This is a genomic window from Enterobacter hormaechei ATCC 49162, from assembly GCF_001875655.1.
Lineage (GTDB): Bacteria > Pseudomonadota > Gammaproteobacteria > Enterobacterales > Enterobacteriaceae > Enterobacter > Enterobacter hormaechei.
The window spans coordinates 289054-300728 of record NZ_MKEQ01000002.1; the positions used below are offsets into that span (position 1 = coordinate 289054).

The 11675-nt window shown below is 53.2% G+C and carries 10 protein-coding genes and 2 tRNA genes; 11 read left to right on the forward strand and 1 reads right to left on the reverse strand.

Translation table 11 applies throughout. The features are described from left to right. Positions 1–94: 94 nt before the first annotated feature. From folP to BH712_RS20495, 4 genes are all read left to right on the forward strand, one after another. Complete coding sequence (gene folP / locus BH712_RS20480) at positions 95–943, forward strand: dihydropteroate synthase (RefSeq protein WP_006812120.1); 849 nt, start codon at positions 95–97, stop codon at positions 941–943. Next, positions 936–2273 carry a phosphoglucosamine mutase gene (gene glmM / locus BH712_RS20485; protein WP_006812119.1) on the forward strand — a complete coding sequence of 446 codons (1338 nt, stop codon included), beginning with the start codon at positions 936–938 and terminating at the stop codon, positions 2271–2273. The genes folP and glmM overlap by 8 nt, the downstream gene beginning before the upstream one ends. 222 nt (positions 2274–2495) lie before the next feature. Next, complete coding sequence (gene secG, locus BH712_RS20490) at positions 2496–2828, forward strand: preprotein translocase subunit SecG (protein WP_003861803.1); 333 nt, start codon at positions 2496–2498, stop codon at positions 2826–2828. A 9-nt stretch (positions 2829–2837) separates the two neighbouring features. Then, positions 2838–2924: transfer RNA gene (locus BH712_RS20495), tRNA-Leu, on the forward strand. 153 nt (positions 2925–3077) lie between these two features. Here the strand turns inward: BH712_RS20495 and argG are convergent. After that, positions 3078–4424, reverse strand: a complete 1347-nt coding sequence (gene argG / locus BH712_RS20500) for an argininosuccinate synthase (protein WP_006812118.1) — start codon at positions 4422–4424, stop codon at positions 3078–3080. A gap of 286 nt (positions 4425–4710) precedes the next feature. Between argG and BH712_RS20505 the strand changes: the two genes are divergently transcribed. The 7 genes from BH712_RS20505 (at position 4711) to rpsO (ending at position 11575) form a co-directional block, all read left to right on the forward strand. Continuing rightward, positions 4711–4787: transfer RNA gene (locus BH712_RS20505), tRNA-Met, on the forward strand. Between the two features lie 207 nt (positions 4788–4994). Then, positions 4995–5447 (forward strand): ribosome maturation factor RimP, encoded by a 453-nt coding sequence (gene rimP, locus BH712_RS20510; protein ID WP_014833432.1) that lies wholly within the window; start codon positions 4995–4997, stop codon positions 5445–5447. A 28-nt stretch (positions 5448–5475) separates the two neighbouring features. Beyond that, complete coding sequence (gene nusA, locus BH712_RS20515) at positions 5476–6978, forward strand: transcription termination factor NusA (protein ID WP_003861798.1); 1503 nt, start codon at positions 5476–5478, stop codon at positions 6976–6978. 24 nt (positions 6979–7002) lie between these two features. Next, positions 7003–9690: a translation initiation factor IF-2 gene (gene infB, locus BH712_RS20520; RefSeq protein WP_006812117.1), complete on the forward strand. Its 2688-nt coding sequence runs from the start codon at positions 7003–7005 to the stop codon at positions 9688–9690. A gap of 106 nt (positions 9691–9796) precedes the next feature. Further along, the gene (gene rbfA, locus BH712_RS20525) at positions 9797–10201 is read left to right on the forward strand and encodes a 30S ribosome-binding factor RbfA (protein ID WP_003861793.1); all 405 of its coding nucleotides are present in this window, start codon (positions 9797–9799) and stop codon (positions 10199–10201) included. Beyond that, positions 10201–11151 carry a tRNA pseudouridine(55) synthase TruB gene (gene truB, locus BH712_RS20530; protein ID WP_006812116.1) on the forward strand — a complete coding sequence of 317 codons (951 nt, stop codon included), beginning with the start codon at positions 10201–10203 and terminating at the stop codon, positions 11149–11151. The genes rbfA and truB overlap by 1 nt, the downstream gene beginning before the upstream one ends. 154 nt (positions 11152–11305) lie before the next feature. Next, the gene (gene rpsO / locus BH712_RS20535) at positions 11306–11575 is read left to right on the forward strand and encodes a 30S ribosomal protein S15 (protein WP_003861789.1); all 270 of its coding nucleotides are present in this window, start codon (positions 11306–11308) and stop codon (positions 11573–11575) included. Positions 11576–11675: the final 100 nt, after the last annotated feature.

Below are 11675 nucleotides of genomic sequence, written 5' to 3' on the forward strand. Positions count from 1 at the left end.
CTGCTGTTGAAGCGTTTGTCTGTATCTCAAACCCTGGAGCTTGCTCCGGGGTTTTTCTTATCTGTTTAACCACATCAATTCCAGGGATTTCACCATGAAACTATTCGCCCAGGACTCGCATCTCGACCTTTCACATCCCCATGTGATGGGGATCCTGAATGTCACGCCTGATTCCTTCTCTGACGGCGGCACGCATAACTCGCTCATCGACGCGGTTAAACACGCGAATTTAATGATCAACGCGGGTGCCACCATCATTGACGTTGGAGGTGAGTCAACGCGGCCCGGCGCGGCGGAGGTTTCGGTGGAAGAAGAGCTGGCGCGCGTGGTGCCGGTGGTTGAGGCGATCGCGCAACGTTTCGAGGTATGGATCTCCGTCGATACGTCCAAACCCGAAGTGATCCGTGAAGTGGCGAGAGTGGGCGCTCACATTATCAATGATATCCGCTCACTGACCGAGCCGGGCGCGATTGAAGCCGCCGCAGAAACCGGGCTACCGGTGTGTCTGATGCATATGCAGGGCCAGCCTAAGACAATGCAGGAGGCGCCGAAATATGAAGATGTGTTTGCTGACGTCACCCGCTTCTTTATTGAGCATATCGAACGCTGTGAACGTGCGGGTATCGCAAAAGAGAAATTGCTGCTCGACCCGGGCTTCGGTTTCGGTAAAAATCTCTCACACAATTACGCGTTGCTTGCGCGCTTATCAGAGTTTCATCAGTTCGGCCTGCCACTGCTGGTGGGAATGTCGAGAAAATCGATGATTGGTCAGTTGTTGAATGTCGGGCCGAGCGAACGTCTGAGCGGCAGTCTGGCCTGCGCGGTGATTGCCGCGATGCAAGGTGCACACATCATTCGCGTCCATGACGTAAAAGAAACAGTAGAAGCCATGCGTGTGGTGGAAGCCACACTGGCAGCGAAGGAAAACAAACGCTATGAGTAATCGTAAATATTTTGGTACCGATGGCATCCGTGGGCGCGTAGGCGATGCGCCAATTACCCCTGATTTTGTCCTGAAGCTGGGCTGGGCGGCGGGGAAAGTTCTGGCGCGTCATGGTTCCCGTAAGATCATTATTGGGAAAGATACCCGTATTTCGGGTTATATGCTGGAATCCGCGCTGGAAGCCGGGCTGGCGGCGGCGGGGCTTTCCGCTTCTTTTACAGGCCCAATGCCGACCCCTGCTGTTGCTTACCTGACCCGTACCTTCCGTGCGGAAGCGGGCATCGTCATTTCAGCTTCGCATAACCCGTTCTATGACAACGGTATCAAATTCTTCTCCATTGACGGCACCAAACTGCCGGATGACGTGGAAGAGGCGATTGAAGCGGAAATGGAAAAAGAGATCACCTGTGTCGACTCCGCTGAGCTGGGTAAAGCAAACCGTATTGTCGATGCGGCAGGTCGCTACATTGAATTCTGCAAAGGCACCTTCCCGAATGAACTGAGCCTGGCACACCTCAAAATTGTGGTGGACTGTGCCAACGGTGCGACGTACCACATTGCGCCGAATGTGTTCCGCGAGCTGGGCGCGAAAGTGATCACGATTGGCTGCGAGCCGGACGGCCTGAACATCAACGAAGAAGTTGGCGCGACAGACGTGCGTGCCTTGCAGGCGCGTGTACTGGCTGAAAAAGCCGATCTGGGCATTGCCCTGGATGGCGATGGCGACCGTGTGATCATGGTTGACCACGAAGGTAACAAGGTCGATGGCGATCAGATCCTCTACATCATTGCGCGTGAAGGCCTGCGTCAGGGACAACTGCGCGGTGGCGCGGTGGGCACGCTAATGAGCAATATGGGTCTTGAGCTGGCGCTGAAACAGCTGGGCATCCCGTTTGTCCGTGCGAAAGTGGGTGACCGCTACGTGCTGGAAAAACTCCAGGAGAAAGGCTGGCGCATTGGCGCGGAAAACTCCGGCCACGTGATCCTGCTCGATAAAACCACCACCGGTGACGGCATTGTGGCGGCGCTTCAGGTTGTTGCCGCGATGGCGCGTAACCATATGAGCCTGCACGATCTTTGTAGCGGCATGAAAATGTTCCCGCAGATCCTGGTTAACGTACGTTTCACCGCCGGTAAAGGCGACCCGCTGGAAAATGATAACGTGAAAGCGGTGATGGCAGACGTTGAAGCCGCTTTGGGCAGCCGTGGGCGTGTCCTGCTGCGTAAGTCAGGTACGGAGCCGCTGATCCGCGTGATGGTGGAAGGTGAAGACGAAGCGCAGGTGACCGAATTTGCGCACCGTATTGCGGATGCGGTGAAAGCTGCATAATCTTTCAGAATAAGTGTTTAAAAAGGCGGCGTTTGCCGCCTTTGTTTTAAGCAATTAATGGCTTTTTGCTGTTTTTTTCCGCAGTTGATACAATGCCTCGAAAATGCCCTTGCGAAGGTGATTCGCTTTGGTTAGTATTCACACCCGCTTCAGTGGGAAACAAAATCCTGCTAATTGGTCGAAGCATTGGTATGCGGCAAATCCGCAAGGAACAGGTTGATTATGTACGAAGCTCTTTTAGTTATTTTCCTTATTGTAGCCATCGCTCTCGTAGCGCTGATTATGCTACAGCAAGGTAAAGGCGCTGATATGGGAGCCTCCTTCGGAGCAGGCGCTTCCGGTACGCTGTTCGGTTCAAGTGGTTCTGCGAACTTCATGACCCGTACGACGGCGATTCTGGCTACGCTGTTCTTCATCATCAGTCTGGTGCTGGGTAATATCAACAGCAACAAGACCAGTAAAGGAAGCGAGTGGGAAAATCTGAGCGCGCCAGCAAAAACTGAGCAAACTCAGCCAGCTGCACCGGCTAAGCCAACCAGCGATATCCCGCAGTAAGTATTCCGTACCGAGGTGGTGGAATTGGTAGACACGCTACCTTGAGGTGGTAGTGCCCTAACGGGCTTGTGGGTTCGAGTCCCATCCTCGGTACCAATATTCCAGAAGAAAGACGTCGCAAGACGTCTTTTTTTTCATCTGTACATTGTGGTGGCGGGCAAATGGCGGGTGGCGCTGCGCTTACCCGCCCTACAAACACCCAATAAAAAAAGGCGCCTGTTGGGCGCCTTTTGCATGTCTGGCTGTCGATTACTTCTTATCGCTGTGTTCCAGGTTCTCGACCTGCGGCAGACCATTACCGGAATTCGCGGAGAGCAGGCCATTCTCAACATAGTTGAACAGCTTCTCACGGGTATCGGTGATGTCCAGGTTACGCATGGTCAGCTGGCCAATACGATCGTCCGGAGAGAAGACTGATTCACCTTTCTCCATGGTCAAACGCTCTGCTTTATAGGTCAGGTTGTCAGACACGGTATTCAGGATGGAGTAGTCATTGCCGCGACGCAGTTCCAGCGTGACTTCGCCGGTGATTGCGCTTGCCACCCAACGTTGCAGGGCGTCACGCAGCATCAGCGCCTGTGGATCGAACCAGCGGCCCTGATACAGCAGTTTGCCCAGCTGACGGCCATGAGAGTGATACTGCTCAATGGTGTCTTCGTTGTGAATACCGGTCAGCAGGCGCTCGTAAGCGATGTGCAGCAGTGCCATCCCCGGCGCTTCGTAAATGCCACGGCTTTTCGCTTCGATGATACGGTTTTCGATCTGATCGCTCATGCCCAGACCGTGACGACCGCCGATGCGGTTTGCTTCCAGCATCAGTTCAACATCGTCGGAAAAGGTTTTACCGTTCAGGGCAACCGGATGACCCCGTTCGAAACGCACGGTCACTTCTTCCGCCGGGATCTTCACGTTTTCGTCCCAGAACTTCACGCCCATAATCGGGTTAACAATTTTGACGCTGGAGTTCAGGAATTCCAGATCTTTCGCTTCGTGCGTTGCACCCAGCATGTTGGAGTCGGTTGAGTAAGCTTTCTCAACGGACATTTTGTAGTCAAAGCCGCAGGCAATCATAAACTCAGACATTTCATGACGGCCACCCAGCTCGTCGATGAAGTCGGTATCCAGCCAAGGTTTGTAGATCTGCAACTCAGCGTTGGTGAGCAGGCCATAACGATAGAAACGTTCAATATCGTTGCCTTTATAGGTGCTACCGTCACCCCAGATGTTCACGCCATCTTCTTTCATGGCGGCGACCAGCATGGTGCCGGTGACGGCACGGCCCAGCGGGGTGGTATTGAAATAGGTCAGGCCGCCGGTCGTGTTATGGAAAGCACCGCACTGGATCGCGGCAATCCCTTCGGCAACCAGCTGCTTACGGCAGTCGATCAGACGTGCGTTCTCTGCGCCATATTCCATGGCACGACGAGGGATCGCGTCATAATCTTCCTCGTCCGGCTGACCCAGGTTCGCAGTATATGCATAAGGAACCGCTCCCTTCTGGCGCATCCACAGCAGTGCAGCGCTGGTATCCAGGCCGCCAGAAAAAGCGATGCCAATACGTTGTCCTACCGGGAGATGCTTGAGAATCGTCGTCATATAATAAAACCCTGCTTGATTGACTGATTAGAGACCGCTTTCGCTCTCGATGCATGTTTATGCAAAATAAGTGAGTATTCATTTAATCATCTTTTATCGACGACCGAAAGAGACGTGTGCGTTTTTTGTAAAAATTTCCCTTTTATTACCCTGACTGAAGTTGGGTTGACAGGTGGGGTCAACTATCAATATACTGAACGCCGATTTTACGTCCCGTCTTCGGTACCAAATCCCAGCATTATTTGCAAATTCTGTCCAAAACGCGTAGAATTTGCCACGTTTCAGGCGCGGGGTGGAGCAGCCTGGTAGCTCGTCGGGCTCATAACCCGAAGGTCGTCGGTTCAAATCCGGCCCCCGCAACCACTTTCCCATAAAGTTCTTTTTCAAATATACTGTGAAGACTTAGAGCCTTCGTAGCTGGATTTGAAAAAATTCTTTCGGAGAGTGCTCCAGGCCACAGTTGTGGCTATAGGGTTCAGTTATCTAAAGCCCCGATTTATCGGGGTTTTTTGTTATCTGACTACAGAATAACTGGGCTTTACGCCCTTTTTTTATGTCTTGGGGGTGGGCTTGTCCACATTAGAGCAAAAATTAACAGAGATGATTACTGCACCGGTCGAAGCACTGGGCTACGAACTGGTCGGCATCGAATTCGTTCGCGGCCGTACATCCACACTGCGCATCTATATTGATAGTGAAGATGGCATCAATGTTGATGATTGTGCTGATGTCAGCCACCAGGTGAGTGCGGTTCTTGATGTTGAAGATCCGATTACCGTTGCGTACAACCTGGAAGTTTCCTCACCTGGCCTCGATCGCCCGATGTTCACGGCCGAGCACTATGTGCGCTTTACCGGTGAAGAAGTGGCTCTCGTTCTGCGTATGGCCGTACAGAACCGCCGTAAATGGCAGGGAATTATCAAAGCCGTTGATGGTGAAATGATCACGGTAACAGTCGAAGGCAAAGATGAAGTGTTCGCGCTGAGTAATATCCAGAAGGCGAACCTGGTTCCCCACTTTTAACAGTCTGGATTGAGGTGAAAAGCCCGCGATGAACAAAGAAATTTTGGCTGTTGTTGAAGCCGTCTCCAACGAGAAATCACTGCCGCGTGAGAAGATTTTCGAAGCGCTGGAAAGTGCACTGGCTACAGCAACCAAGAAAAAATACGAACAAGAGATCGATGTTCGCGTAGAAATCGATCGTAAAAGCGGTGACTTCGATACATTCCGTCGTTGGGTAATTGTTGAAGAAGTGACCCAGCCGACCAAAGAGATCACCCTGGAAGCGGCACGTTTTGAAGACGAAAGTCTGAACGTGGGTGACTACGTTGAAGATCAGATTGAATCTGTCACCTTCGACCGTATCACCACCCAGACCGCGAAGCAGGTTATCGTGCAGAAAGTGCGCGAAGCCGAGCGCGCGCTGGTTGTCGATCAGTTCCGCGATCAGGAAGGCGAAATCATCACTGGCGTGGTGAAGAAAGTAAACCGCGACAACATCTCTCTGGAGATTAAGTCCGAAGGGCTGCCGGGTAACGCTGAAGCCGTGATCCTGCGCGAAGACATGCTGCCGCGTGAGAACTTCCGCCCAGGCGACCGTATTCGTGGTGTGCTGTATGCCGTACGCCCTGAAGCGCGTGGTGCACAGCTGTTCGTGACGCGTTCTAAACCAGAAATGCTGGTTGAACTCTTCCGTATTGAAGTGCCGGAAATCGGCGAAGAAGTTATCGAAATCAAAGCGGCGGCCCGCGATCCGGGTTCCCGTGCGAAAATTGCGGTGAAAACCAACGACAAGCGTATCGACCCGGTCGGTGCTTGCGTCGGTATGCGTGGCGCACGTGTTCAGGCGGTTTCTACCGAACTGGGCGGCGAGCGCATTGATATCGTTCTGTGGGACGACAACCCGGCGCAGTTCGTGATCAACGCAATGGCACCGGCTGATGTGGCGTCTATCGTTGTTGACGAAGACAAACACACCATGGATATCGCTGTAGAAGCGGGCAACCTGGCGCAGGCGATTGGCCGTAACGGTCAGAACGTACGTCTGGCGTCACAGCTGAGCGGCTGGGAACTCAACGTGATGACCGTTGATGACCTTCAGGCCAAGCATCAGGCTGAAGCCCACGCGGCGATCGATACCTTCACCAAATACCTGGACATTGACGAAGACTTCGCCACTGTGCTGGTTGAAGAAGGTTTCTCTACGCTGGAAGAACTGGCCTACGTGCCAATGAAAGAGCTGCTGGAAATTGACGGTCTGGATGAACCAACCGTTGAAGCCCTGCGTGAACGCGCTAAAAACGCACTGACCACCCTGGCGCTGGCTCAGGAAGAAAGCCTTGGCGATAAGAAGCCGGCTGATGACCTGCTGAATCTGGAAGGTCTTGATCGTGCGATTGCGTTCAAGCTGGCTGCCCGTGGTGTTTGTACGCTGGAAGATCTCGCTGAGCAAGGCGTTGATGACCTGGCTGATATCGAAGGTTTAACCGACGAGAAAGCCGGCGAACTCATCATGGCCGCACGTAATATTTGCTGGTTCGGCGACGAAGCGTAATAAACTGTAGCAGGAAGGAACAGCATGACTGATGTAACTGTAAAATCGCTGGCTGCTGAGATTCAGACCTCCGTGGACCGCCTGGTACAGCAATTTGCTGATGCAGGGATCCCGAAGTCCGCTGATGACTCGGTGACCGCGCAAGAAAAACAAACCTTGTTAGCGCACCTGAACCGTGAACACGGCTCTACGCCTGACAAGTTAACGCTACAGCGCAAAACGCGTAGCACGTTGAACATCCCTGGTACCGGTGGCAAAAGCAAGTCGGTACAAATCGAAGTCCGCAAGACGCGCACCTTTGTAAAACGTGATCCGCAAGAGGCAGAACGCCTTGCCGCGGAAGAGCAGGCACAGCGTGAAGCGGAAGAACAAGCTCAGCGTGAGGCAGAAGCCACTGCCAAACGTGAAGCAGAATTAAAAGCTGAACGTGAGGCCGCAGAAAAAGCGAAACGCGACGCCGGTGAAAAAGCGAAGCGTGACGCTGCGGAAAAAGACAAAGTGAGCAATCAACAGACCGACGAAATGACCAAAACAGCCCAGGCTGAAAAAGCCCGCCGTGAAAATGAAGCTGCCGAGCTGAAGCGTAAAGCGGAAGAAGAAGCCCGCCGCAAGCTTGAAGAAGAAGCTCGCCGCGTCGCCGAAGAAGCGCGTCGCATGGCAGAAGAAAACGAGAAGAATGGTGTGAATACCGCTGAACCAACTGAAGATACCAGCGATTATCACGTCACCACGTCTCAGCATGCGCGCCAGGCAGAAGACGACAACGACCGTGAAGTTGAAGGTGGTCGTGGCCGTACTCGCAGTGCAAAAGCTGCACGTCCTGCGAAAAAAGGTAACAAGCACGCTGAATCGAAAGCTGACCGTGAAGAAGCACGTGCAGCGGTTCGCGGCGGTAAAGGCGGCAAGCGTAAAGGTTCCGCTCTACAGCAGGGCTTCCAGAAGCCAGCTCAGGCCGTTAACCGTGACGTTGTGATCGGTGAAACCATCACCGTTGGCGAACTGGCTAACAAGATGGCGGTGAAAGGCTCTCAGGTCATCAAAGCGATGATGAAACTGGGCGCAATGGCCACCATCAACCAGGTTATCGACCAGGAAACCGCACAGCTGGTTGCCGAAGAGATGGGTCACAAAGTTATCCTGCGTCGTGAAAACGAACTGGAAGAAGCGGTAATGAGCGACCGTGATACGGGTGCAGCGGCTGAACCGCGTGCTCCGGTTGTGACCATCATGGGTCACGTTGACCACGGTAAAACCTCTCTGCTTGACTACATTCGTTCTACTAAGGTTGCCTCCGGCGAAGCGGGTGGTATTACCCAGCACATCGGTGCTTACCACGTAGAAACCGAAAACGGCATGATCACCTTCCTGGATACCCCAGGCCACGCAGCGTTTACCTCAATGCGTGCTCGTGGTGCTCAGGCAACGGATATCGTTGTACTGGTTGTTGCTGCCGACGATGGCGTGATGCCACAGACCATTGAAGCTATCCAGCACGCGAAAGCGGCGCAGGTGCCTCTGGTTGTCGCAGTTAACAAAATCGATAAGCCAGAAGCCGATATGGATCGCGTGAAAAACGAACTCTCCCAGTACGGCGTTATGCCGGAAGAGTGGGGCGGTGAAGCGCAGTTCATCCCTGTATCTGCAAAAGCAGGTACCGGTATCGACGACCTGCTGAACGCTATCCTGCTTCAGGCTGAAGTTCTGGAACTGAAAGCGGTGCGTAAAGGTATGGCGAGCGGCGCGGTAATCGAATCCTTCTTGGATAAAGGTCGTGGTCCGGTTGCAACCGTTCTGGTTCGCGAAGGTACTCTGCACAAGGGCGATATCGTTCTGTGTGGTTTTGAATACGGTCGCGTTCGTGCTATGCGTAACGAACTGGGTCAGGAAGTGCTGGAAGCGGGTCCATCCATTCCAGTCGAAATCCTCGGCCTGTCCGGTGTTCCGGCTGCCGGTGACGAAGTTACCGTGGTACGTGACGAGAAGAAAGCGCGTGAAGTGGCTCTGTATCGTCAGGGTAAATTCCGTGAAGTGAAACTGGCTCGTCAGCAGAAATCTAAACTCGAGAACATGTTCGCCAACATGACCGAAGGCGAAGTTCACGAAGTGAACATCGTTCTGAAAGCGGACGTTCAGGGTTCTGTGGAAGCGATCTCCGATTCCTTGCTGAAACTGTCTACCGACGAAGTGAAAGTGAAGATCATCGGTTCTGGCGTAGGTGGTATCACCGAAACCGACGCAACCCTGGCAGCCGCGTCCAACGCTATTCTGGTTGGCTTCAACGTTCGTGCTGACGCATCTGCGCGTAAAGTGATTGATGCTGAAAGCCTGGATCTGCGTTACTACTCCGTCATCTATAACCTGATTGACGAAGTGAAAGCAGCGATGAGCGGCATGCTGTCTCCTGAGCTGAAACAGCAGATCATCGGTCTGGCTGAAGTACGTGACGTGTTCAAATCACCGAAATTCGGTGCGATCGCGGGCTGTATGGTTACCGAAGGGACCATCAAGCGTCACAATCCAATCCGCGTACTGCGTGACAACGTGGTTATCTACGAAGGCGAGCTGGAATCCCTGCGCCGCTTCAAAGATGACGTTAACGAAGTCCGTAACGGTATGGAATGTGGTATCGGCGTGAAGAACTACAACGACGTTCGCGTTGGCGATATGATCGAAGTGTTCGAGATCATCGAAATTCAGCGTACCATCGCGTAATCTTCGTCAACAGAAGATTAATAAGCGTAGGCCGGGTAAGCGAAGCGCCACCCGGCAGTAATTTTAAAAAGGGGCTTAAGCCCCTTTTTTGTCTGGAGAATTTATTATGGCGAAAGAATTTGGTCGCCCACAGCGCGTCGCGCAGGAGATGCAGAAAGAGATCGCACTCATTCTGCAACGTGAAATCAAAGATCCACGCGTGGGTATGATGACCACCGTGTCTGGCGTGGAAATGTCCCGCGACCTGGCGTACGCCAAAGTGTTTGTGACTTTCCTGAATGATCAGGATGAAGACGCAGTGAAGAACGGCATTAAAGCGTTGCAGGAAGCCTCTGGTTTCATCCGCTCTCTGCTTGGCAAAGCGATGCGCCTGCGTATCGTGCCGGAACTGACCTTCTTCTACGACAACTCGCTGGTTGAAGGTATGCGTATGTCCAACCTGGTGACCAGCGTGGTGAAACATGACGATGAGCGTCGTGTTAACCCGGCGGACGACAGCAAGGAGGACTGATGAGTCGTCCTCGTCGTCGCGGTCGTGACGTGCATGGCGTGCTGTTGCTGGATAAACCGCAGGGCGCATCCAGCAACGACGTGCTGCAAAAAGTGAAGCGTATTTATAACGCCAACCGTGCAGGGCACACTGGCGCGCTGGATCCGCTGGCAACCGGCATGCTGCCGATCTGCCTGGGGGAAGCGACAAAGTTTTCCCAGTACCTGCTGGATTCCGATAAGCGCTACCGCGTGATTGCCAAACTGGGCCAGCGCACGGATACCTCCGATGCAGATGGTCAGGTCGTGGAAGAGCGCCCGGTGACCTTCAGCGCAGAGCAACTTGATGCGGCACTGGACAGTTTCCGTGGTGATACGCTTCAGGTGCCGTCGATGTATTCGGCGCTGAAATATCAGGGCAAGAAGCTCTACGAATATGCGCGTCAGGGCATTGACGTTCCGCGCGAAGCTCGTCCGATTACCGTGTATGAGCTGCTGTTCATCCGCCACGAAGGTGATGAACTGGAGCTGGAAGTGCACTGTTCGAAAGGGACCTACATTCGTACCATCATTGATGACCTCGGTGAAAAGCTGGGCTGCGGCGCGCATGTGATTTATCTGCGTCGTCTGGCGGTCAGCAAATATCCGGTCGAACGCATGGTGACGCTCGAGCATCTGCACGCGCTGGTTGAACAGGCGCAAGCGCAGGGTATGGCGCCAGCCGATCTGCTGGACCCGCTGCTGATGCCGATGGACAGTCCGGCAGCAGATTTCCCGGTTGTTAATCTTCCTTTAACATCGTCCGTTTACTTTAAGAACGGGAACCCGGTTCGTACAACGGGGGCGCCGCTTGAGGGCCTGGTACGTGTGACAGAAGGTGAAGAAGGGAAATTCATCGGGATGGGCGAAATGGACGGAGAAGGGCGCGTGGCGCCGCGTCGTCTGGTCGTCGAATATCCGCTCGAAGCATGACGGTGATAACGCCTCACCTTGCGATAAGCAGGGGAGACGAGTAGAATATCGCCGCTTAACGCCTGGTAAATTGTTTAACAATCTGCGGGGCGTACATGGGATAGCTGAATTAGAGATCGGCATCCTTACATTCTTTATACTTTGGAGTTTGAAAATGTCTCTAAGCGTTGAAGCTAAAGCTAAAATCGTTTCTGAGTTTGGTCGTGGTACTAACGACAGCGGTTCTACCGAAGTTCAGGTTGCACTGCTGACTGCACAGATTAACCACCTGCAAGGTCACTTTGCAGAGCACAAAAAAGATCACCACAGCCGTCGTGGTCTGCTGCGTATGGTTTCTCAGCGTCGTAAACTGCTCGACTACCTGAAGCGTAAAGATGTTGCACGCTACACCGCGCTGATCGAGCGTCTGGGTCTGCGTCGCTAAGTCTTGCGAGTTTCAGAAAAGGGGGCCTGATGGCCCCTTTTTTCAACCAGACGGCAGCAATTCAATGGAAACTATTGTATTGTTGCTATAAATGATCTTC

Coding starts and splice junctions, on each gene's coding strand:
- rbfA (WP_003861793.1), top strand. CDS start 9,797: ATGGCGAAAGAATTTGGTCGCCCACAGCGCGTCGCGCAGGAGATGCAG.
- nusA (WP_003861798.1), top strand. CDS start 5,476: ATGAACAAAGAAATTTTGGCTGTTGTTGAAGCCGTCTCCAACGAGAAA.
- rpsO (WP_003861789.1), top strand. CDS start 11,306: ATGTCTCTAAGCGTTGAAGCTAAAGCTAAAATCGTTTCTGAGTTTGGT.
- secG (WP_003861803.1), top strand. CDS start 2,496: ATGTACGAAGCTCTTTTAGTTATTTTCCTTATTGTAGCCATCGCTCTC.
- argG (WP_006812118.1), bottom strand. CDS start 4,424: ATGACGACGATTCTCAAGCATCTCCCGGTAGGACAACGTATTGGCATC.
- folP (WP_006812120.1), top strand. CDS start 95: ATGAAACTATTCGCCCAGGACTCGCATCTCGACCTTTCACATCCCCAT.
- glmM (WP_006812119.1), top strand. CDS start 936: ATGAGTAATCGTAAATATTTTGGTACCGATGGCATCCGTGGGCGCGTA.
- truB (WP_006812116.1), top strand. CDS start 10,201: ATGAGTCGTCCTCGTCGTCGCGGTCGTGACGTGCATGGCGTGCTGTTG.
- infB (WP_006812117.1), top strand. CDS start 7,003: ATGACTGATGTAACTGTAAAATCGCTGGCTGCTGAGATTCAGACCTCC.